Here is a 23,007-nt window from a genome sequence, read left to right as displayed (position 1 = left end):
TGGCGAGCACCGCAGTCGTGGGCGAAGGTGACCCGGTGAGTGTCGAGAGCGCCCCCACCCCCGCCGCTGTCCCGGTGCGCCGCAGTCGGGACGTACCGATGCTGGTGGAGAGGGCGCGCGAGGGTGACCCCCGGGCGGTGGCCCGGCTGATCACCCTGGTCGAGTCCGGTGACGAGATGCTGCCGCAGGTGGCGGCGGCGCTCGCGCCCTATGCGGGGCAGGCCCAGGTGGTCGGGTTGACCGGCTCCCCGGGGGTGGGCAAGTCGACCACCACCAACGAGCTGGTCCGGGCGTTGCGGGCGGGTGGGCACCGGGTCGGGGTGCTGGCCATCGACCCGTCCAGCCCGTTCACCGGCGGCGCGATCCTCGGCGACCGGGTCCGGATGCAGGACCACGCCACCGACCCGGGCGTCTACATCCGGTCGATGTCCAGCCGGGGGCACCTCGGTGGGCTGTCGTCGGCGACCCCGCAGGCGGTCCGGGTGTTGGAGGGCGCCGGCTGCGACGTGGTGCTGGTGGAGACCGTCGGGGTCGGCCAGGCCGAGGTCGAGGTGGCGTCGCTCGCCGACACCACGCTGGTGCTGCTCGCCCCGGGGATGGGTGACGCGATCCAGGCGGTCAAGGCCGGCATCCTGGAGATCGCCGACGTCTTCGTGGTCAACAAGGCCGACCGGGACGGCGCGGACAACACCGTCCGGGACATCCAGGGCATGATCGCGTTGGGTGAGCGGGGGCCGGGGCAGTGGCGTCCGCAGGTGGTGCGGTCGATCGCCGCGCGCGGCGAGGGGATCGACGACATCGCCGCCGCGATCGACAAGCACCGTGCCTGGCTTGAGCAGCACGACCAGCTCCGCCTACGTCGGGAGAAGCGGGCCGCCGCCGAGATCGAGGCGATCGCGCTGGGCACCCTGCGCGCCCGCATCGGTTCCCTACGCGACGGTACGGAGTTGCCGGCGCTCGCCGCGAAGGTCGCCGAGGGGGCCCTCGACCCGTACGCGGCGGCCGACGAACTGCTCGCCCAGATCGGCACCTGAGCCGTCCACCCGGGGCACGCGCCTGACACGCGGTGGAATTCGGTGGTGCCCGGGCCACGCAGGATCTGACGCGGAAGTGGTCCGGCACGAGGGTACGGCCGATCGGTCGCCGGAGCATTTCCGGCCGATCAGCCGTACCCTCGCTGCATTTCTGCTTCCGCTGGCAATGATCTGTCAGGGTCAGCGGCCGGTCCTCAGGACTCGAGCTTCCATTCGTCGACCCGGGCGGTTCGGGGAGCGTTCGCGCTGGCTCCCGAATAGTTGGTGAGGAATTTGCACTGCGCGACGTTCCAGGTCTGCTTCTTCACCACAAAAGAGCGAGACTCCTGAAAGAGCCGCATCCTGCGACGTTGCCCACTCGGCACTTCCAGCGCGTAACTGAAGCCGGCAGTCCACGAGCGTCCGGCTGTCACCGACACCCCGATGGACGTGCTCGCCTTCGCGAAAACGACGCCGGCTTCGGCGGATACCGTCGCCGACGCCGTCGCGGCGACGTTGGCGGTCTCGTTCTCGCTGTAGGAGATGGTGCCGGGGCCAGTGATGTAGGCGCTGTAGACGTCGGTCGGCCGCGTCGACTTGCTGATGTTGGTGAAGGTGTAGATCGGGTTCTCACCCTCGGCCGGGCAGCCCTGCGGACCTGCCAGGGCCGGGGCCTGGAGGGCCACCACGGGCAGCGGCAGAACCGCAATCGCCGACACGACACTCAACATACGTTTCCTGAAGTTCAAGCTGTCTCCCCGTGGATGCGCGGGGCGGCTCGTTGATTAGGCCGCCACGAATGCCGCCAAGATATCAGGGGAAGGTCGGCATTGTTGTCCCTTGACTTGCCCAGACCCATTCTGTATCATCGCGAAAAAGCTATTAATGCGAAACGGGTGACAATGAAAGACAGAGTTTCGGGGATCTTGCTTTTATGTGGATTGTCGCTCAGCGTCACCGTTTCCCTCGTAGGTTGTTCCGCGGGACCGGAAGATGCATCTCCTGATTCTTCGCCCGCCACGGAAGTCTCGGAGACTCCCCGGCAGGCGGTGTCCGAGGTCCCGAGCGAGCTTCCCGTCTTCGGCCCCGACGCCGTCCGTGTCGTGGCCGTGCGTAGCGCTTCGGCCGAAGTGCGCTTCGACGTGGTCGGCCCGAAGGGCGCCCGGTACGGCCTGCGCGACGCGGCCGGAAAGAAGGGTGAGTGCCGTCAGGTGGAGTTGGGTGAAGTTGCGTCCCGCCCGCCGGGCCTGCCGGCGACTTCCAACTGGCAGACGGAATTGATCTGTGCCGGCAGGGAGAAGGTCACGAAGGCGAGTCGGGTGCTCGTCAAGGTCGCGCTGGACAGCTTCACCTACGACTTCGAGGTGCCCGCACTGCCGGCGGCCTGACTCCGCTCGCCTCCCTTCGCGGTGCTCGGCGGGCTACCGGCGGGTACGAGCTTCCTTAGCGATCGTTCAGGCTTCGTTCTACACTCGGGGTTCGGTCGAGGACTCGAGGAGGAGCCCCGCGGATGAACGCCGACGAGATCGCCGCCGGACGGGCACGCTGGCAGGCCCGGTACGACGCCGCGCGCAAGCGGGACGCGGACTTCACCACCCTGTCCGGAGCCACCGTGCAACCGGTGTACGGGCCACCCGAGGGCACCGCCTACCCCGGGTTCGAACGGATCGGCTGGCCGGGCGAGTTCCCGTACACCCGGGGGTTGCACCCGACCGGCTACCGGGGGCGGGCCTGGACGATCCGACAGTTCGCCGGCTTCGGCAACGCCCAGCAGACCAACGAGCGGTACAAGATGATCCTCGGCGCGGGCGGCGGTGGGCTCTCCGTCGCGTTCGACATGCCGACCCTGATGGGGCGCGACTCCGACGACCCGCAGGCGCTCGGCGAGGTCGGCCACTGCGGGGTCGCGGTGGACACCGCCGCCGACATGGAGACGCTCTTCGACGGCATCGACCTGGCCGGCGTCACCACCTCGATGACCATCTCCGGGCCGGCGGTGCCGGTGTTCTGCATGTACCTGGTCGCCGCCGAGCGGCAGGGCGTCGACCTGTCCCGGCTGGACGGCACGTTGCAGACCGACATCTTCAAGGAGTACATCGCGCAGAAGGAGTGGCTGTTCGACCCCGAGCCGCACCTGCGCCTGATCGGCGACCTGATGGAGTACTGCGCCGCCGAGATCCCCCGCTACAAGCCGCTGTCGGTCTCCGGCTACCACATCCGCGAGGCCGGTTCCACCGCCGCGCAGGAGCTGGCGTACACCCTGGCCGACGGGTTCGGCTACGTCGAGCTGGGACTCTCGCGGGGGTTGGACGTCAACGTCTTCGCCCCCGGGCTGAGCTTCTTCTTCGACGCGCACCTGGACTTCTTCGAGGAGATCGCCAAGTTCCGGGCCGCCCGCCGGATCTGGGCCCGCTGGCTGCGCGACGTCTACGGCGCGACCAGCGAGAAGGCCCTCTGGCTGCGGTTCCACACCCAGACCGCCGGGGTGTCGCTGACCGCGCAACAACCGGTCAACAACGTGGTACGCACCGCAGTGGAGGCCCTCGCCGCGGTGCTCGGCGGCACCAACTCGCTGCACACCAACGCCCTCGACGAGACCCTGGCCCTGCCCACCGACGAATCCGCCGAGATCGCCCTGCGTACCCAGCAGGTGCTGATGGAGGAGATCGGGGTGACCAACGTGGCCGACCCGCTCGGCGGCTCCTGGTACGTCGAGGCGCTCACCGACGCCATCGAGGCCGAGGCGGAGGCGATCTTCGCCCGGATCCGGCAGCTCGGCGGCGAGGGCCCGCACCAGATCGGCCCGATGACCTCCGGCATCCTGCGCGGCATCGAGGACGGTTGGTTCACCGGCCACATCGCCGAGTCGGCCTTCGTCTACCAGCAGGCGCTGGAGAAGGGCGACAAGAAGATCGTCGGGGTCAACTGCCACACCAGCACGACCGCCAAGGAACTGGAGATCCTGCGCATCTCGCACGAGGTGGAGCTGGAGCAGCGCCGGGTCCTCGCCGAGCGCAAGGCCGCCCGTGACGACGCCGCGGTGACGGCGGCGGTGCAGCGCATGATCGAGGTCAGCCGCACCGGCGGCAACATGATCCCGCCCATGCTCGACGCCGTCCGCGCCGAAGCCACCCTCGGCGAGATCTGCGACGCCCTGCGCGCCGAATGGGGCACCTACCGCGAACCCGCCCGCTTCTGACCCCCGGGGTGGGGGTGGGGGGTGGGAGGGGGAGAACGGGAGGTGAGAGTGGCAACTGTGGGCGTTGTGGCTGAGCCGGGGACGGTGGGGATCGTGCGAGACTAGATAACCATGAGCGACCCACGGATCACCTCGTCGATCTTCACCCGCGGCGCGGTCGACCTCAGCGCGCTGCGCGGCACCGCCCCGGCCAGTTCCCGTCCCGCCACACCGAGCCAGACCGGTGCCTCCACCGGCCTGGCGGGCGGTCCCGCCACAGGTGGCGCCGCCGCCGCGCTCGACGTGACCGAGGCGAACATCCAGTCCGAGGTGCTGGAACGGTCGATGACCACACCCGTGGTGGTCTTCTTCGGCGCGGCCGGCTACCCGGACAGCGACCAGTTCGCCCCGGTGCTGGAGCGGTTGGCGGCCGAGGGCGCCGGCCAGTGGGTCCTCGCCCGGGTCGACGTCCAGGAAAACCCGCGGATCGCGCAGATGTTCCAGATCCAGGCCATCCCCACCGTCTACGCGATCGTCGGCGGGCGGCCCATCGACGCCTTCCCCGGGGTGATCCCCGAGCCCCAGCTGCGCCAGTGGCTCGCCGCCGTGCTCAAGGCCGGTGGCGTCACCGTGGCCGAGCCGGAGGACCCGCGCCTCGACGAGGCCGACGACGCGTTGATGAGCGGCGACCTGGACGCCGCCGAGCAGGCGTACCGCAAGATCCTCGCCGAGTCCCCGGCGGACGCCGCGGCCGAGGCCGGGCTGGCCCAGGTCGGGGTGGCCCGGCGGGTCGCCGGCGCGGACCCGCAGGCCGCCCTCGCCGCCGCGCAGGCCAACCCCGACGACGTCGACGCCCAACTGCTCGCCGCCGACATCGAGGTGCTCAGCGGGATGGCCGAGCAGGCGTACGCGCGGCTGGTCGGGGTGGTCCGGCGGACCGCCGGTGACGACCGGGACAAGGCCCGCCAACACCTGATCGCCCTGTTCAGCATCGCCGGCCCGGACGACCCCGCCGTGGCCTCCGCCCGACGCGCCCTGGCCAGCGCCCTGTTCTGAACCCCTGACATCCCCGCGCGGGCCGGCCCCCCGGCCGGCCCGCCACCCATCGAGGACGGGAGCCTGTGATGCGCCGAATCGCCGTCCTCGACGCGCCGACCAACCTGGGTCTGCGCCCACCCACCTCCACCTCCGTCCCCGGCTGCGGCAAGGCCCCCGGCGCGCTGCGCGACCACGGGCTGCTGGCCCGACTGGGCGCCCGGGACGCCGGCTGCCTCACCGCCCCCCGGTACGACCCGGGCGACTGGCGGCCCGGTGACGGGGTCTGCCACGCCCGGGAGATCTCCGGCTATTCGACGGCGCTGGCCGACCGGATCAGCGCGATCATCGACCGGGACGAGTTCCCCCTGGTCCTCGGCGGGGACTGCTCGGTGCTGCTCGGCTCGGCGCTGGCCATGCACCGGCTCGGCGAGGCGGTCGGCGGGCGGATCGGGCTGGTCTTCGTCGACGGCCACTCCGACTTCCGGCACCCCGGCAACGCCTCCTACGTGGGTGCGGCAGCCGGCGAGGACCTCGCCCTGGTGACCGGGCGCGGCCAGGCCGACCTGGCCGCGATCGAGGGGCGTCGACCGTACTTCCGGGACATCGACGTGGTGGTGCTCGGCATCCGGGCACAGGACGAGTACCGGCTCGACCTCCAAGCCGCCGGGATCACCACCCGACCGGTGCCGGCCCTGCGCGCCGAGGGGGCCGCCCGCAGCGCCCAGTGGGCGCACGAGCAACTGGCCGACTGCGCCGGCTACTGGGTGCACATCGACGTCGACGTGCTCGACCCGGCGGTGATGCCGGCCGTGGACGCCCCCGACCCCGGCGGGATCGCCTTCGCCGAGCTGGAGATCCTGCTCGCCGGGCTGGTGGACACCCCACACTGCCTCGGCGTCGAGCTGACCGTCTTCGACCCCGACTACGACCCGGACGGTGCGTACGCCGCCGAGATCGTCAACACGGTCGTCGCCGGACTGGCCCCGGTGGTCGCCCCGGACGCCGTCGCGCCCCGACTGCTGCCACCCCAGCCACACCCCACCGATCCCGGCCCGTCCCACTCCGGACGATCCGTCCCGGGGCCGTCCGTTCCCGAGTCCTTCGCCTCCGGGCCGGCTGTTTCCGGGCCGGCCGACGTGCCGGGGCGTGCCGAAGAGCCGGTCGCCTGAGCACGATCCCCGGAAGGGTCGACGTTGCGCTCCACCGCCCCGACAGCGCCCGCCGGGGCGGGTCAGGGGCGGGCGCGCAGGAAGCGTTCGACGATCGGGACGGCGCTGGCCGTACTCGACCCGCCCTGCTCGACGAAGACGGCGAACGCGACGTCCCCCCGCCAACCGACGAACCAGGCGTGGGTGTGCGCCGGGTCGTTGTCGTACTCGGCGGTGCCGGTCTTGCCGTACACCGGGCCACCGGGCACGTCGGACAGCGCATTGCCGGTGCCGGCCGTGACCACCTCGCGCATCATCGTCTTGAGCCCCGCCACCGACTCGGCCTTCAACGACGGGCCGGCCTCGGCGGGTGCGGCCGGGGCCGGGTCGAGCACCAGCTTCGGCTGCTCCCAGCGGCCCCGGGCGACAGCGGCGGTGGCGCCGGCCATGGCCAGCGGACTGACCACGGTGGTGCCCTGACCGATCGCCGCAGCGGCCTGCTCGGTGGGGGCGCCGCCGGTGGAGACCTTGCCGGTGAAGACGTCCGCGCCGAGGTCCCAGCTGCCCTCCAGGCCGAGGGTACGGCCGGTGGCGGCCAGCCCGTCCGGGCCGAGTTGCGGGGCCAGCGCCACGAAGGCCGTGTTGCAGGACTTGGCGAAGTCGGTGCGGAACGGCACCTTGCCGAGGACGAAGTCGTCGGAGTTCTTGAACGGCCGACCGTCCACCGCGCGGGTCTTGGGACAGTCGACGATGGTCTGTGGGGTCACCGCGCCCTTGTCCAGCAGGGCGAGGGCGCTGACCGTCTTGAAGGTGGAGCCCGGCGGCACCTGGGCGGTGAAGGCCAGGTTCTCCCCGGCCGCTCCGGGGCCGTTGGCGGCGGCGAGCACCGCGCCGTCGCTGATCCGCACCGCGACCAGGGCCGACCGCCGCTTCTCCGCCCGCAACGCGCCGTCGGCGGCGTTCTGGACGGCCACGTCGAGGCTGGTACGGACCGGCTTACCGGCGGTCGGGTCCTGCCGGAACGCCTCGGTGACGACGGTGCTGCCGCCCTCCGGGGTGGGTCGGCGGATCTCCACGATGGTGCCGGGAGCACCGCGCAGCCGCTCGTCGTAGCGGCCCTGGAGACCACCGTGGCCGACCAGGTCACCCTTGGCGTACCGGTCGGGGTGGGCGGCCAGGTCGTCGGCCTGCGCCTGGTCGACTGTGCCGAGCAGGGCGCGGGCGAACTCCCGGGTGGGGGCCAGGTCGAGCTTCTCGGCCCGGAACTTCGTCCCCGGCAGGTCGTAGATCCGGGGCCGGATCTGCCGGTACGCCTCGTCGCGTAACGTCACCACCTCGACGAAGGCGCCCGGATCGGCGTCGCGCAGCCGTTGCGGCAGGTCGCTGAGGTCCACCGGTGGGCTGATCGGCGGCTTGACCGCCTTGAACGCGGCATCGAGCCCTCCCACCAGGGCCTTGGCGTCGGTGACCTCGCCCGGCTGCACGCCGATGCGGACCACCGGGCGGGGTGCCACGATCGGCTGCCCCGCGCCGTCGAGCACCCCGGCCCGGGGCGCGGCGGTCCGCCGCAGCGCCAGCCGGTCGCCCTTCTCCAGTTGCTCGTGCAGCACCTGGGGTTCCCAGATCACCTGCCACCGGTCGTCGCCGCTGTTCTGCCGCAGCCGGACCGGCCGCTGGTAGGCCCAGGTGGCCCCGCCCGGCAACGCCCAGCTGATGTCGACCTTCGCGGTGGCGAGGTTCTTGGTGACCTCGGCGTCCCCGGCGCGACCCAGGGTGGGCACGGTGGTGGCGAGATCGCCGGAGAGTGCCTTGATCTGCTCGGTGACGGTCGCGGCGGGCACTCTCGCGCCGGTCGGGTCGACAAATCCCACCTTGTCCAGCTTGCCGCTGCGCCAGCCGGCGAGGAACGCGTCCACGCTGCCCGCCAGGTCGTCGTCGCCGGAGCAGCCGACGAGGGCACCGGCCGCCAGCACCGTGGCGGCCACGGCCGCGAGAGCCCGCCGCAGGGGAGTGCCGGGGCGGTGGTACGGGTACGACAGGGGCATGGAGCTGGCACCTTCCGGGTGGCGGGCTGCCCTGCACGCTAGTACGCGGCGGCCGCCCGTACCGCCCCGCGCGGCCGGACCGGGTCGCCGGGCGGGAGCGGTCGACGCCCTTCCCGCCCCGGTGGGCAGGGCGAAGAGGTGGGCCCCCGGGTGTTGTGAACATCCCACAGCGGGGTACTCGGCAGCCGGCCGACGTGGATCTGCAACAGGCGACCGGCCCGGAGTCGCGGACCGGACGTCCGGCCGACGGTCCGCCGACCGATGACCGGAACGGCAGGGCCTAAGGTGGGGCGGCAGAGTGACCCACAACGCGGTGGGTCGTCGAGGGGAGTGGCACCCATGGACCGGCGTCCGGCGATCAAACCGGGACCCGACCTCCGGCAGACTGACACCGGCCGGGACGACAGCTTCGATTCGGTGACCGACGGGGACAGCCCGCCGATCGACGGGGACGGCTACGGTCGACTCGACACAGGAGTGACCGGGTTGACCGGTTCGAGCATCGACACCCTCTACGACCTGGGGCTTCCGGTGGAAGCGCTCGGTGACGACGTGGAGGACGCCGAGCTCGACGAGCCGGTGCCCAACGCGGAGCGCCTGGTGGCCCAGGCGGTGGCGTTGGCCGGTGACGACCACGACGCGGCGACCCTGGTGGGCCGGTTCTGGCGGTTCGCGCCGGACGAGGAGCTGATCGGGTTCACCGCCGAGGAGATGCTCGACGCCGCCCGGGCCCACCGTGACCTCGCCCAGCAGCGGGTGCCGGGTGAGCTGAAGCTGCGCATCCTGCCCCCCGACGCCGACCAGCACCACACCGTCGTCGAGATCGTCACCGACGACATGCCGTTCCTGGTCGACTCGGTGACCGCCCTGCTCAACGCCCACCACCTCGATGTACACCTGCTGGTGCACCCGTTGGTGGTGGTGCGGCGGGAGCCGCTGGGCCGGCTGACCGAGGTCTCCGCCGACGTGGAGCCGGACGACGCGATCGCCGGTGACCTGGTCGAGAGCTGGATGCGGATCGAGATCGACCCGGTCCGGGACGCCGACCAGCGGGACAAGCTGCGCCGCGAGTTGCAGCGGGTGCTCACCGACGTGCGGGAGGCCGTCGAGGACTGGCCGAAGATGCGGCAGCGGGCCCTGGCGCTCGCCGACGAGTTGTCCACCGCCCGGACGGCGAACGACCGCCCACCGGTGCCGGAAAAGGACATCACCGACTCGGTGGAGCTGCTGCGCTGGCTGGCCCACGACCACTTCACCTTCCTCGGCTACCGGGAGTACCGGCTGGTCGACTCCGGCGGGCAGGGCGGCCCGGCGCTGGAGGCGGTGCTCGGCACCGGCCTGGGCATCCTGCGGTCGGACTCGCCCGAGGCGCGCGCGCTGTCGTCGATGACGCCGGAGGCGCACGAGAAGGTGATGGAGAAGCGGCTGCTGATCATCACCAAGGCGAACTCCCGGGCCACCGTGCACCGCTCGGCCTACCTGGACTACATCGGCTTCAAGATCTTCGACGAGGCCGGCCGGGTGGTCGGCGAGCGGCGGTTCCTGGGCCTGTTCTCCACCGCCGCCTACCGGACGAGCGTGCGGGAGCTGCCGGTGGTCCGCCGCAAGGTGGCCGAGGTGCTGGACCGGTCCGGGCTGAGTCAGCGCAGCCACTCCGGCAAGGACCTGCTCCAGATCCTGGAGACCTACCCGCGCGACGAGCTGTTCCAGATCAAGACCGACGACCTGTACCACGCGGTGGTCGGGGTGTTGCGGATGGCCGGCCGCCGGCAGCTGCGGGTGTTCCTGCGCCGCGACGCGTACGGGCGGTTCATCTCCTGCCTGATCTACCTGCCCCGGGACCGGTTCACCACCCAGAACCGGCTGCGCATGCAGGACATCCTGCTGCGTGAGCTGAACGGGGTGGGGGTGGACTACACCACCCGGGTCACCGAGTCGATGCTGGCCCGGGTGCACTTCATCGTCCGGACCGATCCGAACCGGCCGCCCGGGGAGATCGACGCCGACCTGCTCGCCGAGGAGTTGGCCGACGCCACCCGGCTCTGGGACGACGACTACCGGCTGGTGCTGGAGCGCAAGCTCGGCGACGAACAGTCCAAACGGCTCTTCGTCCGGTACGCCGACGCGTTCCCGGAGGGCTACAAGGACGGGCACACGCCGTACGAGGCGATGAAGGACCTGGCCAAGCTGGAGCTGCTGGAGGAGCCCGGCCAGCTGGAGATGCACCTGTTCCGTAAGCAGTGGGCGCCCCGGCCGGGGCAGCGCGACGCCGGGGCCGACGAGGCGATGGACGTCCGGTTCAAGGTCTACCGGTACGGCGAGCCGATGATGCTCTCCGCCGTGCTGCCGGTGCTGCACTCGCTGGGCGTACGGGTGGTCGACGAGCACCCGTACGAGGTGGACCGGATCGACGGCCGGGTCTTCCTGTACGACTTCGGGCTGCGCCTGCCCGAGGGGCACCAGGAGCTGGCCGAGGTGCGCCCGCACGTGGAGAACGCCTTCGCCGCCGCCTGGCGGGGTGAGGCCGAGGTGGACGGCTTCAACGAGCTGGTCCTGCGCGGCGGCCTGACCTGGCGGCAGGTGGTGGTGCTGCGGGCGTACGCGAAGTACCTGCGGCAGACCGGGGCGGTCTTCTCCCAGGAGTACATGGAGCAGACCTTCATCGCGTACCCGCGGATCGCGGCGCTGCTGGTGGAACTGTTCGAGGTGCGGTTCGCCCCGGACGGGCGCGAGGCGGAGCAACGCCGGGAACGCAGCGGCGAGCTGGTCGACGCGATCGGTGTCGCGCTGGACGACGTGGCCAGCCTCGACCAGGACCGCATCCTGCGCGCCTACCTGACGTTGATGCAGGCCACCCTGCGGACCAGCTTCTACCAGAAGCGCGCCGACGGGCGACCCAAGCCGTACGTGGCGTTCAAGCTGGACCCGCAGGCCATCCCGGACCTGCCGGCGCCCCGACCCAGGTTCGAGATCTTCGTCTACTCGCCCCGGTTCGAGGGCGTGCACCTGCGCTACGGGGCGGTGGCCCGGGGCGGGCTGCGCTGGTCCGACCGGCGGGAGGACTTCCGCACCGAGGTGCTCGGCCTGGTCAAGGCGCAGATGGTGAAGAACGCGGTGATCGTGCCGGTGGGTGCCAAGGGCGGCTTCGTGCTGAAGCAGAAGCCGGGGGACCGGGACGAGGCGGTCGCCTGCTACCAGGAGTTCGTCGGCGCGATGCTCGACGTCACCGACAACATCGTCGCCGGGGACATCGTGCCGCCGGTGGACGTGGTGCGGCACGACCCGGACGACCCGTACCTGGTGGTGGCGGCGGACAAGGGCACCGCGACGTTCTCCGACATCGCCAACCAGATCTCGGCGGCGCACGGCTTCTGGCTGGGTGACGCGTTCGCCTCCGGCGGTTCGGCCGGCTACGACCACAAGAAGATGGGCATCACCGCCCGGGGGGCCTGGGAGTCGGTCAAGCGGCACTTCCGCGAGCTGGGCCACGACACCCAGACGGCTGACTTCACCGTGGTCGGCGTCGGCGACATGTCCGGCGACGTGTTCGGCAACGGGATGCTGCTCTCCGAACACATCCGGTTGGTGGCCGCGTTCGACCACCGGCACATCTTCCTCGACCCGGACCCGGACGCCGCCACCTCCTTCCGGGAACGTCAGCGGCTGTTCGGGCTGCCCCGGTCGTCCTGGGAGGACTACGACCCGAAGCTGATCTCCGAAGGCGGCGGGATCTTCCCGCGCGGGGCCAAGTCGATCCCGATCACCCCTCAGGTGCGGGCGGCCATCGGCCTGGCCGACGACGTCACCCAGCTCAGCCCGCCGGAGCTGATGAAGGCGATCCTCACCGCGCCGGTGGACCTGTTCTGGAACGGCGGCATCGGCACCTACGTGAAGGCGTCCAGCCAGACCAACGCCGAGGTGGGCGACAAGTCCAACGACGCGATCCGGGTGGACGGCAGGAGCCTGCGCTGCCGGGTCGTCGGCGAGGGCGGCAACCTGGGCTGCACCCAGCTCGGCCGGATCGAGTACGCGTCTACCGGCGGCCGGATCTACACCGACTTCATCGACAACGCGGCCGGAGTGGACTGCTCCGACCACGAGGTGAACATCAAGATCCTGCTGAACACGGCGGTCGCCGACGGGGCGCTGGACGTCCCCGCCCGTGACGAGCTGCTGGCCCAGATGACCGACGAGGTCGCCGAGCTGGTCCTGCGGGACAACTACGACCAGGCACGGGCGATCAACAACTCGCAGGCCCAGGCCGCCTCGCTGCTGCCGGTGCACCGCCGGATGATCAGCGAACTGGAGCGGGCCGGTCAGCTCGACCGGGCGCTGGAGGCGCTGCCCCCGGACGAGGAGCTGGCGGTACGCACCGAGTCCGGGCTGACCGCGCCGGAGTTCGCGGTGCTGCTCGCGTACGTCAAGATCGTGCTGGAGCGGGAGATCCTCGCCGAGGGCCTCGCGGACGAGGAGTGGACGACCAGGGTGCTGGTCGACTACTTCCCGACGCCGATGCGCGAGCGGTTCGCCGACCGGATGGCCCAGCACCGGCTGCGTCGGGACATCGTCACCACGGTCCTGGTCAACGAGGCGATCAACCGGGGCGGCATCTCGTTCGTCTTCCGGGTCGTCGAGGAGACGGCCGCGTCGCCGGCCGACGTCATCCGGGCGTACGTGGTGGTCCGGGAGGTCTTCGGGCTGCGGGAGCTGTGGGACGCGGTCGAGGCGCTGGACAACCAGGTCTCGCCGGAGTTGCAGACCAGCGTCTACCTCGACACCCGGCGGCTGCTCGACCGGGCGGTGCGCTGGCTGGTGACCAACCGGCGCTCGCCGATCGACGTGCCGGCCGAGATCGAGCGGCTCCGCGACGGGGTGGCCCGGCTACTGCCCGACCTCCAGGACCGGTTCCACGGCAGCGAGCGGGAGTCGTTGCGGGAGCACATCGACGCGATGACCGCCCGGGGGCTGCCGGCCGGCCTGGCCGAGCAGGCGACCCGGCTGATGTACAGCTTCGGTCTGCTGGACGTGGTGGAGACGGCGCGGACCAGTGGCCGCGACGTCGGTGAGGTGGCCTCGGTCTACTTCGTGCTCTCCGACCGGTTCCGGGTCGACTCGCTGCTGTCGAAGATCTCCCTGCTGCCGCGCGAGGACCGCTGGCAGACGTTGGCCCGGATGGCGTTGCGCTACGACCTGTACGCCGCGCTGGCCGCGCTCACCGGGGAGGTGCTCGACTCCACCTCGGGCGACCTGCCGCCGCAGGAGCGGGTGCTCCAGTGGGAACAGTCGAACGCCACCTCGATCCACCGGGCGCACCGGGCGATGGGGGAGTTCGACGAGTCGCGGGCGGACCTCGCCTCGTTGTCGGTGCTGCTGCGGCAGATCCGCACCCTGGTCCGGACGTCCGCCGCCGCCTGACCGTGACACCGGCCGCGCCTGCGGTGGGATCCTCGTCCCGCCGCAGGCGCGGCACCGGTGTGCTCGGCCGGCGGTGTCCCGCCGGGAGGTGCGGTAGGAGTCAGGACGTCAGGGTGGCGAAGACGATCACGTTGTCCTGGTAGCTGCCGGCGCCCTGGTCGAACTGGCCGCCGCAGGTCACCACCCGCAGTCCGGGTCGGTCGTTCGGGCCGTACACCAGCTCGGTGGGGAACTGGTCCTTGGGATAGGAACGCACCTCGTCGACGGTGAAGATGGCGACGCCGCCATCGGCCCGGGACACCGTGATGGTGTCGCCCGGCAGGAGCGCGCCGAGTTGGAAGAAGACCGCCGGCCCGAGCTTCGCCGAGTCGACGTGCCCGACGATCACCGCATTGCCGGTCTCCCCGGGGCTGACGCCCGGCTCGTACCAGCCGGCGCGCTGGGCCTGGTCCAGCGGGGGCACCTGGACCGTGCCGTCCGGGTTGGTGCCCAGCGGCATGATCTCCGCGTCGACCCCGATCCGCGGGATCACGATGGCGGTGGGGGCGGCCCGGAGCAGCGGATCGGGGCCCGGTGGCACGCTCGCGTCGGCGGGGACCTGGGCGTCCGGGTCGTCGACCGGCCCGGTCTCCCCGGCGGGGGTGGTCGCCGGGGTGGTCTGCGGCGCACCCTGGGCCGCCGGCTGTGGGGGGCGCGGCGGGGGCGTGGTGCGCAGTGACGCGCCGACCATGCCGGAGCCGGCCATGGCGAGCAGGACGACGACGGCCGCGCCGGCGGCACGCCACGGTCTCCCGTGACGGCCGCCGGCCCGTGTCGCCGTCGGGTCAGCCGAGCTCATCGGCCCGACGCCGACGCATCAGCACGATGCCGCCGAGGGCAGCCGCGCCGATCATGCCCGCTCCGCCGACGGCCATGCTCCGGTCGGCGGCGGTGGTGGTCATCCCACCGTCACCGCCGTCGACGTGGCCCTTCGGCAGGACGACCAGTTCGCCTTCGCCGCACGAGCCCTTCAGCTCGTACCGGCCCGGACGGGCGTGCTCGGAGACCTCGGCCTCGCCGTAGTAGACGAAGTCCTTCTTGTGCTCCCAGCCACCCTCGTCCTTGCCGTGGTCGGACTCCTCGCCCTTGCCGTATCCGTACTCCTCGTCCTGGCCGTACTCGTCGTGGCCCAGCCAGTCGTCCTCGTCGGACTCCTCGCCGTAGCCCGGCTTGCCGTGCTCCTCTTCGGCGCCGGGCTTGCCGTGCTCGCCGGACTCTTCGCCGGGCTTGCCGTGCTCCTCGCCCTTGCCCTCGTCGCCCTTGTCGCCATGGTCCGGCCCCTGGTCGGCGGCCATGAAGCCACCGCCCCGGCCGTCGGCCGGCGGCTGCCCGCCGTCAGCCGGGGGTTGGCCACCCTCGGCCGGCGGCTGCGGCTTGGGGCCGTTGTCGTCGGGGCCCTTCCCGTCGGGTCCCTTGCCGTGGTCCTCGCCCTTGCCCTCTTCGCCCTTGCCGTGGTCCTCGCCCTTGCCCTCTTCGCCCTTGCCGTGGTCCTCGCCCTTGCCCTCTTCGCCCTTGCCGTGCTCGTCGCCCTTGCCGTGGTCCTCGCCGCGGCCCTCGGGCTTGAGCTTGACCTTGCCGGTGACCTCGGACCAGACGAAGGCGTGTTCCTGTGCCTCCGGGCAGATCTCGATGAGCTTGACCTCGTCGCCGGGCTTGACGACGTGTGGCTTGGCGATGACCTTGCCGTCCCGGCTCTCGCCGTCGTGGTGACCGTCCGCGAACGCGATCCCCGGCGTGAACACCAGAAGGGACGCGCCACCGAGAGCGGCACCCGCGACAACCTTCCCGAGCATCTTGTTAGCCATGACCTGCGTCACTCCATCCCCTGTTGTCCTGAGCCCGACGACAGTCGAGCTATGACCGACGTTAGACCGTTTCACGACTTATTCGGGGAAAGATTCGTGTTTTCGGCTTTACCGATGATGCGGGGCTTAAGGGAGCTAGAGCGCTTGTGTCGTCATTTGCCGCCTCGGGGGGCGGTTGGTGCCCTGCCGGCCGAGCTGGGCGGGGATAGGCTCGCCAGGGCCCCGGGTGTCGGTCCGGCGTTGCCGCCAGGTTGCCGCCAAGTATCGAGCCATTGCCATGGAAGCGCTCCCATGCAAGAATCGCTGCACGCGGTTCGGGGAGCCACACCGCGCACGGCAGATGTCGAGGGCAACCGGTGCACCGGACGACGTCGCCGCCGACCGGTCCCACGGGGCCGGTGCAGCTCGCCACCACCATGCCCGCCCTCCGGGTCGGGCACCCCCCGAGATGTCCCGTTGGCGCCGGGCTCGTCCGTACCCCAGGACGCTCACGCGCCACTTGCCGGTCCCCATGCGGTGCCGGTCTCGCCCAAGGAGTGCAAAAGGCATGAATCTGTGGAGAAGTCTGTCCGCCCGACGCCGGGCGTTCGCCCTCACCGGGGCGAGCGTGCTGGTCGCGGGCGGGCTGGTGACCATCCCGGTCACCGCGGCGCAGGCCGCCACCCAGTGCAGCATCGACTACACCACCAACGACTGGTCCGGCGGTTTCACCGCGAACGTCACCATCCGCAACGTGGGTGACCCGATCAGCAACTGGACCCTCGGCTTCACCTTCCCCAACAGCAGCCAGCGGGTCACCCAGGGCTGGTCGGCCAAGTGGTCGCAGAGCGGCCAGAACGTGACCGCCACCAACGAGTCCTACAACGGCTCGCTGGGTCGCGGCGGCAGCACCACCCTCGGCTTCAACGGCTCGTGGAGCGGCAGCAACCCCAAGCCGGCCTCGTTCACCCTGAACGGGGTGGTCTGTGGCGGCGTCACGCCGACGACGCCTCCGCCCACCACGCCTCCGCCGACCACGCCTCCGCCCACCACCCCGCCGCCCACGACGCCGCCGCCCACCACCCCGCCGCCCACCACGCCCCCGCCGGGGCAGAAGGTGGACAACCCCTACGTCGGGGTCAAGGGGTACGTGAACCCGGAGTGGAAGGCCAAGGCGGACGCCGAGGCCGGTGGCAGCCGGGTCTCCAACAACCCGACCGCGGTGTGGCTGGACCGGATCGCCGCGATCAACGGCACCACCGACAGCAGCTCCAACGGTGCGATGGGCGTCAAGGACCACCTGGACGCGGCCCTGGCCCAGGGTGCCGGCTACATCCAGTTCGTGATCTACAACCTGCCCGGCCGGGACTGCTCGGCGCTCGCCTCCAACGGTGAGCTGGCCGCCGACGAACTGCCGCGCTACAAGGCGGAGTACATCGACCCGATCGCCGCGATCCAGAGCCAGGCCAAGTACGCCAGCCTGCGGATCGTCAACATCATCGAGATCGACTCGCTGCCGAACCTGGTCACCAACACCTCCGGCAACGCCGGTGGCACGGTGCAGTGCGACGTGGTGAAGGCCAACGGCGCGTACGTCAACGGTGTCGGCTACGCCCTGGCCAAGCTGGGCGCGATCGGTAACGTCTACAACTACATCGACGCTGGTCACCACGGCTGGCTGGGTTGGGACACCAACTTCGGCCCGACCGCCGACATCCTGAAGACCGCTGCCGTCGCCTCCGGCAGCAACGTGAACTACGTGCACGGCTTCATCACCAACACGGCGAACTACTCCGCCCTGAAGGAGCCGTACATCAAGATCACCGACTCGGTGAACGGCCAGACCGTCCGCCAGTCCAAGTGGATCGACTGGAACTTCTACGTCGACGAGCTGTCGTTCGCCCAGGCGTTCCGCACCAAGCTGATCTCGGTCGGCTTCAACAGCAACATCGGCATGCTGATCGACACCTCCCGTAACGGCTGGGGCGGCACCGCCCGGCCCACCGGCCCGGGTGCGACGACCAGCGTCGACACCTACGTCAACGGTGGTCGCATCGACCGTCGCTTCCACGCCGGCAACTGGTGCAACCAGGTCGGTGCGGGTCTCGGCGAGCGGCCGAAGGCCAACCCCGAGCCGGGCATCGACGCCTACGTCTGGGTGAAGCCCCCGGGTGAGTCCGACGGCTCCAGCTCCCTCATCCCGAACAACGAGGGCAAGGGCTTCGACCGGATGTGCGACCCGACCTACACCGGTAACGCCCGTAACGGCAACAGCATGAGCGGCGCCCTGCCCAACGCGCCGATCTCCGGCGCCTGGTTCTCCGCCCAGTTCCAGGAGCTCATGAAGAACGCCTACCCGGCGCTCTGACGAACCAGCCCGCCGCGGCTGGAGTGAGGCACTGACGCGGCGGGCGCACCCGGGCCCCCGGTCCGACCGAGAGGTCGGGCCGGGGGCCCACCCGTCTCCCCGGGCCCCCGGGCCGGGACCGGACGGTCGTCATGTGGGGCCCCGGTCTCCCGGTCCCCGGGTCGCCGCACACCCCACCGGGCGCGAGGCGACCGCGGCGGGACTCAGGGCACGGTTCGTTCCACCGCCGCCCGGCCCAACTCGGCCAGGTCCCGGCGGGCCCGCTCCAGGTTCTGCGGCGTCAGGTCCTGCCCGCGCGCCATCACCAGGTCCTCCGGCTCCCAGGGCTGCTCGGCCCCGGTGCGGATGTTGTCCCCACCGGCCCCCGTACCGGTCCCGGTGGCCCCGGTGCCCGCCGCGTACGGGTCACCGATCAGCTCCTCGGTCGACGCGCCGGGCTGGTCACCCGGCGCGACGAACGACGGGTCGGCCGGCCCACCGCCGCCCCGGGCCAGCTGCGGCACGGTGGAGTCGTCGTCCACCGCGGCGGCCACCTCCGGGCGTTCCTCCAACGGTCGGTTCGGGTCACGATCGGTCATGGTGCCGCCCTCCTGTCCCAGACGCGTTCCGCGCCCCGGGTACCCCGTCCGGGCGACGCCATGCCGGGGCGGATCAGACCTCCCGGGCCTCCTCGGTGGTGGGCGGCACCACCGGCCGCAGCCACTGCCAGGCCAGCATGAACAGCCCGAAAGCCAACATCGCCAGCCCGGCCCACAGGTTGATCCGGACGCCCTGCGCCTTGTCGATCTCGGCAGCCGAGTCGAAGAGACCGACCAGGCCGACGATCACCCCGTACACCACGAAGAGACCACCGATGACCCGGCGGATGTCGAACAGCCGGGCGGCGGCGGACCGCTTGCGCTCGTTCTCCGTCTCGACGACCTGCGGGTCGTTAGCCCGCTCGCTGTGCTGGTCCACGCCTGCGCCTCCCTCTCGTGACGGACCGGGCTCAGAAGACCGGGATGTAGAAGAGCACGGCCAGCACCAGCGCGATCGCGCCCAGCAGCACCGGCGAACGCCACCAGACCTGGTCCCCGGCGAGCACGTCGCCCTTCAGGTCGATCCCGCCCATGCCGTAGACCAGACCCTGCAACTCCTCGGCCCGCTTGGGTCGGGTCAGCGGGGTGACCACCGCCGCCACCACGGCGACCGTGACGAAGGCGATGCCCGCGCCCCAGAAGCTCTCCTCCAGGTCGGAGTTGAAGTGCACCACGCCGGCCTTGTAGAGCAGGTAGGTCGCCAGCGCGGCCAGGGTGCCCGCCAGCAGCGACCAGAAACCGGCCAGGGCGCTCATCCGCCGCCAGAACATGCCGATGATGAAGGTGGCGAACAGCGGGGCGTTGAACAGGGAGAACAGCGCCTGGATGTAGTTCATGATGTTGCTGAACCCGGCGGCGATGAACGCGGTGCCGATGCCCACCACCACCCCGGCCACGGTCGCGATCCGACCGATCCGGATGTAGTAGTCGTCGGAGCGCTCCTTGCGGACGTACGCCTGCCAGATGTCGTAGGTGAAGACGGTGTTGAAGCCGCTGACGTTGGCCGCCATGCCGGCCATGAACGAGGCGACCAGGCCGGTGACCGCGATCCCGAGCACCCCGTTGGGCAGCAGGTCGCGCATCAGCAGCGGAATCGCGTTGTTGTAGACCAGGTCACCGGACTCGGCCCCCAGCCCCTTGACGGTGACCAGCGCGATCAGGCCCGGGACCACGGTCACCACCGGGATGACCAGTTTCGGGTACGCGGCGATGATCGGCGTACGCCTGGCGGCGCTCATGTTCTTGGCCGACAGCGCCCGCTGCACCTCGGCGAAGTTGGTGGTCCAGTAGCCGAAGGAGAGCACGAAACCGAGCCCGAACACGATGCCCAGCCAGTGCGCGCCGAGCGGGTTGGCGGTGCTGCCGGTGCCCTCCCAGGCGTGCAGCCCGGCCTCGCCCAGCTTGGAGTCGCGGACCGAGTCCATCAGGCCGGCCCAGCCGCCCACCTTGACCAGGCCGATGACGGTGATCGGCACCAGCCCGGCGATGATGACGAAGAACTGGAGCACCTCGTTGTAGATCGCGCCGGTCAGCCCGCCGACGGTGATGTAGGCCAGCACGATCGCCGCCCCGATGACGATCGCCAGCCAGAGCGGCCAGCCGAGCAGCGCCTGCATGATCAGCGCCAGCGCGTACAGGTTGACCCCGGCGATCAGCACCTGGGCCACCGCGAAGCTGATCGCGTTCAGCAGGTGGGTCGGCCGGTTGAACCGCAGTCGCAGGTATTCCGGGACGCTGCGCACCCGGGAGCCGTAGTAGAACGGCATCATCACGATGCCCAGAAAGATCATCGCCGGTACGGCGCCGATCCAGTAGTAGTGGACGGTCATGATGCCGTACTGCGCGCCGTTGGCGGCCATCCCGATGATCTCCAGGGCGCCCAGGTTGGCCGAGACGAAGGCCAGGCCGGTCACCCAGGCGGGCAGCGAACGCCCGGAGAGGAAGAAGTCGACGCTGGTGCGGATCGCCCGGCGGGCGGCGAAGCCGACCCCCAGCACGGTGACGAAGTAGAGCGCCAGGATCCCGTAGTCCAGCACGTTCATGTTCAGTCTGAGCCCGGCACCGTCCATCGCCCGCCACCCCTCTGATCGCGCCGTCGGCACCCGCCGAGCGCGCTATTACCCACCGTGCGGGGTTTCACACCGTCCGTGTGGATTCGGCGGTGATTCCGACGACGCCCCGGCCGGAAGTGTTCCGGCCGGGGCGTCGAGTGGTGCCGCGGTGGTCGTCAGGGTTGGTCGGTAGGTCGGGCCCGGGCGGCCCGGTCCGCCGTTGGGACGCAATGGTCCGCGCGGGGCGGCGGCCGGCTGTCCCGGGTCGGCTCAGCGGCCCAGCACCCGGTCCAGGAAGTCGCGGTACTGACGGACCGCCACCCGGAGCTGCTCGGTGTCGGCCTCGCCGGCACCCTGCCAGCCCCCCAGCTTCTCCTTCTGCGCGGCGAGCGCTTTGGACAGCGCCCCGATCGCCTCCTCGACGAGCGACTGCGCCTCGCCGGCGGCCGCCCGGGGATCGTCGACGAACCGCAGCTGGACGTCGCGCCAGCGGTCCCGGAAGCCCTGCGCGGCGTCCGCCTCGAACAGCGTGGCGGCGTCGCTGGGCACGGTGCTGTTCGCCGACCGGCCGGCGTCGGCCGAGGCGACCGCGCCGGCCGCGCCGCCTGCTGCCGCCGCCGTCACGACGCCGCCGGCCGTGGTGCCCGGCGCGGCGGTGGTGTCCGGGCCGCCCGTGATGTCCGGGCCGCCCGTGGTGTCCAGGTCGGCGGCGGCGCGGTCCGTCGTGGTGTCCGGGTCGGCGGTGGTGGCTCGGTCGGCGGCCGGGAGGTCGGTGTCCTCGGCGGTGGGGTGCGGGTCGGTGGCCCCGGACGACCAACGGTCCCGGTCGTGGATCCGGTCCGCCGCGGTCGGGTCGGCCCGCTCGTCGTCGAACGGCCCGGTCTGCCCCGGCGCCCCGTCGCCGGGCGCGACGGTGTCCTCGTCCCGGGCGTCCCGCTCGTCCTGCGGTCGCCCGCCGGCCAGGGCCGAGGCGGCCACCGCGTCACCCACGCTGGTCGCGCCGAAGGCGGTCGGCAGGGGCGCCGGCTCGTGGAACTCCGGCCGCCGGTCACCGTCGGGACCGGTCACGTCGTCCCGGTCGCTCAGCGCGTCCCGGTCGCTCAGCGCGTCCCGGTCGTGCCGGTCGTCCAGCCCGTCCCGGTCGGCGTCGTCCACGGGGTACGGGCGGGTGGTGTCCAGGTCGCCGTCGGCCCCCGGGTCGTCGAAGATGCCCCGGTCGTCGAGCGCGTCCTCGGGCGTCCCGGCGTGCCGGTCCCGGCCGTGCCGGCCGGCGGTGTCGGTGTCCTCCGCGTCCGGGGGTGGCACCGCCACCGGGGTGGACCGGACGACCTCCGGGTGGTCGGTGTGGAGCTGCTGCTCGTCCTGGCGCATGGTGGGGTTCTCCTCAGCGGGTGGTGGCGTCCTGCGGGCGGTCCGGGTGCTGCTGCTGCGCCGGGCGGTGCCCGACCGGGTCCTCGCCGAGCAGGTCGGCGAAGAGCGCCCGGTAGTGGACGACGGCCTGGCGGAGGTCCTCGGTGCCGGCCTCACCGCGCTCGTTGCGCAGCCGGATCTCGTGCGCCTCCCGGTAGTGGGTCAGCGTGCGGGCGTGCTCCACGGAGAGGTGGGCGACCTGCTCGGTGAACTCGCCGGTCGGGTAACCCCGGTCGGTGATCAGCTGGCTGACCAGCTCGTCGGCGTCGCCGACGGTCTCGGCCGGCGAGTCGACGAAGCGGACCTGCAACTCTTCCCAGGCGGCGGCGTACCGGGCCCGGTCCTGCGGGCTGAGCGGGGTCAGGGTCAGCTCCGCGTGCCGGCGCTCCCGCTCGCGCAGTTCGCGTTCGGCGGCGCTGCGGCTGTCCTGCTCCGCGACCACCCGGTCGTACTCGGGGCCGAACCGGGACCTGAGGGCGCGTCGTCGGTTGGCCACGACGGCCACGGCGACCAGCGCCGCCACCACCAGGACGACGAGAACCAGTAGGACTATCTGCGTGGGCGACATGGCCTCCTCCTTCACCCTCCGGTATTCCCTCCCCGCACTGATCACCAATCCCGATCCGGCGAATTTCCTTCGCCGGTTCGCACCGGACCGTGACGAACCGGTCACGTCGTACGTCCGGGGTCGATCGGGGCGGGCGGCCCGGTCACGTTTTTTCCGCCGGTACCCGGGGCCAGCCGACGGGTCGTCGGTGGTCGTGGTGGGTGTCGTCGATGCCTGATCAACCCGGGTGCGACCCGATCCGCCGGGCCGCGACGGCGGGTCCGGCGGCGGCGACGCAGCGGTGACGGCGGGAGACGCACGGTAGTGCTGAGCGTCAGGATTACGTATCCTGCCCAAGGCGCCGCGCCGGTGCCCGGCGTCGATGCCGGACCG

Annotated in this window: 15 protein-coding genes and 1 pseudogene; 7 read left to right on the top strand and 9 right to left on the bottom strand. The window is 71.5% G+C overall.

Translation table 11 applies throughout. From position 1 onward, the window contains the following. Positions 1–98 precede the first annotated feature (98 nt). Complete coding sequence (gene meaB / locus AB0C22_RS12790; RefSeq protein WP_255598571.1) at positions 99–1,034, top strand: methylmalonyl Co-A mutase-associated GTPase MeaB; 936 nt, start codon at positions 99–101, stop codon at positions 1,032–1,034. 194 nt (positions 1,035–1,228) lie between these two features. Here meaB and AB0C22_RS12785 read toward each other — a convergent pair whose 3' ends face one another. Then, complete coding sequence (locus tag AB0C22_RS12785) at positions 1,229–1,732, bottom strand: hypothetical protein (protein WP_357534978.1); 504 nt, start codon at positions 1,730–1,732, stop codon at positions 1,229–1,231. Between the two features lie 330 nt (positions 1,733–2,062). On the opposite strand from AB0C22_RS12785, the gene AB0C22_RS12780 reads away from it, so the two are divergent. The 4 genes from AB0C22_RS12780 to AB0C22_RS12765 all read left to right on the top strand — a co-directional run bounded on the left by AB0C22_RS12780 (position 2,063) and on the right by AB0C22_RS12765 (position 6,398). Continuing rightward, positions 2,063–2,401 (top strand): hypothetical protein, encoded by a 339-nt coding sequence (locus AB0C22_RS12780; protein WP_357014983.1) that lies wholly within the window; start codon positions 2,063–2,065, stop codon positions 2,399–2,401. Between the two features lie 122 nt (positions 2,402–2,523). Then, positions 2,524–4,212, top strand: coding sequence for a methylmalonyl-CoA mutase family protein (locus AB0C22_RS12775; protein ID WP_219464421.1), 1,689 nt, complete (start codon positions 2,524–2,526; stop codon positions 4,210–4,212). 111 nt (positions 4,213–4,323) lie between these two features. Then, complete coding sequence (locus AB0C22_RS12770; protein ID WP_219464419.1) at positions 4,324–5,247, top strand: tetratricopeptide repeat protein; 924 nt, start codon at positions 4,324–4,326, stop codon at positions 5,245–5,247. Positions 5,248–5,312: 65 nt separating this feature from the next. Continuing rightward, positions 5,313–6,398: an arginase family protein gene (locus tag AB0C22_RS12765; protein ID WP_357534975.1), complete on the top strand. Its 1,086-nt coding sequence runs from the start codon at positions 5,313–5,315 to the stop codon at positions 6,396–6,398. A 62-nt stretch (positions 6,399–6,460) separates the two neighbouring features. Here the strand turns inward: AB0C22_RS12765 and AB0C22_RS12760 are convergent, their stop codons facing one another. Beyond that, positions 6,461–8,422: a penicillin-binding transpeptidase domain-containing protein gene (locus tag AB0C22_RS12760; RefSeq protein ID WP_357534973.1), complete on the bottom strand. Its 1,962-nt coding sequence runs from the start codon at positions 8,420–8,422 to the stop codon at positions 6,461–6,463. 339 nt (positions 8,423–8,761) lie between these two features. Between AB0C22_RS12760 and AB0C22_RS12755 the strand changes: the two genes are divergently transcribed. Further along, positions 8,762–13,837: an NAD-glutamate dehydrogenase gene (locus tag AB0C22_RS12755; protein WP_357534971.1), complete on the top strand. Its 5,076-nt coding sequence runs from the start codon at positions 8,762–8,764 to the stop codon at positions 13,835–13,837. A 100-nt stretch (positions 13,838–13,937) separates the two neighbouring features. On the opposite strand, the gene AB0C22_RS12750 is transcribed toward AB0C22_RS12755, so the two are convergent. Next, positions 13,938–14,675 (bottom strand): class F sortase, encoded by a 738-nt coding sequence (locus AB0C22_RS12750; RefSeq protein ID WP_357534969.1) that lies wholly within the window; start codon positions 14,673–14,675, stop codon positions 13,938–13,940. Further along, entirely contained in the window at positions 14,662–15,681 is a 1,020-nt protein-coding gene (locus AB0C22_RS12745; RefSeq protein WP_357534967.1) for a hypothetical protein, read from the bottom strand. Before AB0C22_RS12745 ends, AB0C22_RS12750 begins: the two co-directional genes overlap by 14 nt. Before the next feature lie 547 nt (positions 15,682–16,228). Here AB0C22_RS12745 and AB0C22_RS12740 point away from each other — a divergent pair. Then, positions 16,229–18,028, top strand: coding sequence for a glycoside hydrolase family 6 protein (locus AB0C22_RS12740; RefSeq protein WP_357534965.1), 1,800 nt, complete (start codon positions 16,229–16,231; stop codon positions 18,026–18,028). Positions 18,029–18,231: 203 nt separating this feature from the next. Here AB0C22_RS12740 and AB0C22_RS12735 read toward each other — a convergent pair whose 3' ends face one another. From AB0C22_RS12735 to AB0C22_RS12715, 5 genes and pseudogenes are all read right to left on the bottom strand, one after another. Continuing rightward, complete coding sequence (locus AB0C22_RS12735) at positions 18,232–18,606, bottom strand: hypothetical protein (RefSeq protein WP_219464415.1); 375 nt, start codon at positions 18,604–18,606, stop codon at positions 18,232–18,234. A 73-nt stretch (positions 18,607–18,679) separates the two neighbouring features. After that, the gene (locus AB0C22_RS12730; protein ID WP_208568441.1) at positions 18,680–18,985 is read right to left on the bottom strand and encodes a hypothetical protein; all 306 of its coding nucleotides are present in this window, start codon (positions 18,983–18,985) and stop codon (positions 18,680–18,682) included. 31 nt (positions 18,986–19,016) lie between these two features. Continuing rightward, positions 19,017–20,675: a sodium:solute symporter family protein gene (locus tag AB0C22_RS12725; RefSeq protein WP_208568442.1), complete on the bottom strand. Its 1,659-nt coding sequence runs from the start codon at positions 20,673–20,675 to the stop codon at positions 19,017–19,019. Between the two features lie 825 nt (positions 20,676–21,500). Continuing rightward, a pseudogene (locus AB0C22_RS12720) lies at positions 21,501–21,701 on the bottom strand (hypothetical protein); the annotation flags it as partial. Positions 21,702–22,041: 340 nt separating this feature from the next. Beyond that, entirely contained in the window at positions 22,042–22,635 is a 594-nt protein-coding gene (locus tag AB0C22_RS12715; protein WP_219464411.1) for a hypothetical protein, read from the bottom strand. Between the last annotated feature and the right edge of the window lie 372 nt (positions 22,636–23,007).

It is taken from the genome of Micromonospora sp. NPDC048894, assembly GCF_040649765.1.
GTDB lineage: Bacteria > Actinomycetota > Actinomycetes > Mycobacteriales > Micromonosporaceae > Micromonospora > Micromonospora antibiotica.
The sequence above is the reverse complement of the archived record's forward strand: the minus strand, read 5'-3'. Positions and strand labels throughout refer to the sequence as shown.

Coding starts and splice junctions, on each gene's coding strand:
- meaB (WP_255598571.1), top strand. CDS start 99: ATGCTGGTGGAGAGGGCGCGCGAGGGTGACCCCCGGGCGGTGGCCCGG.
- AB0C22_RS12775 (WP_219464421.1), top strand. CDS start 2,524: ATGAACGCCGACGAGATCGCCGCCGGACGGGCACGCTGGCAGGCCCGG.
- AB0C22_RS12770 (WP_219464419.1), top strand. CDS start 4,324: ATGAGCGACCCACGGATCACCTCGTCGATCTTCACCCGCGGCGCGGTC.
- AB0C22_RS12760 (WP_357534973.1), bottom strand. CDS start 8,422: ATGCCCCTGTCGTACCCGTACCACCGCCCCGGCACTCCCCTGCGGCGG.
- AB0C22_RS12755 (WP_357534971.1), top strand. CDS start 8,762: ATGGACCGGCGTCCGGCGATCAAACCGGGACCCGACCTCCGGCAGACT.
- AB0C22_RS12750 (WP_357534969.1), bottom strand. CDS start 14,675: ATGAGCTCGGCTGACCCGACGGCGACACGGGCCGGCGGCCGTCACGGG.
- AB0C22_RS12745 (WP_357534967.1), bottom strand. CDS start 15,681: ATGGCTAACAAGATGCTCGGGAAGGTTGTCGCGGGTGCCGCTCTCGGT.
- AB0C22_RS12740 (WP_357534965.1), top strand. CDS start 16,229: ATGAATCTGTGGAGAAGTCTGTCCGCCCGACGCCGGGCGTTCGCCCTC.
- AB0C22_RS12735 (WP_219464415.1), bottom strand. CDS start 18,606: ATGACCGATCGTGACCCGAACCGACCGTTGGAGGAACGCCCGGAGGTG.
- AB0C22_RS12725 (WP_208568442.1), bottom strand. CDS start 20,675: ATGGACGGTGCCGGGCTCAGACTGAACATGAACGTGCTGGACTACGGG.
- AB0C22_RS12715 (WP_219464411.1), bottom strand. CDS start 22,635: ATGTCGCCCACGCAGATAGTCCTACTGGTTCTCGTCGTCCTGGTGGTG.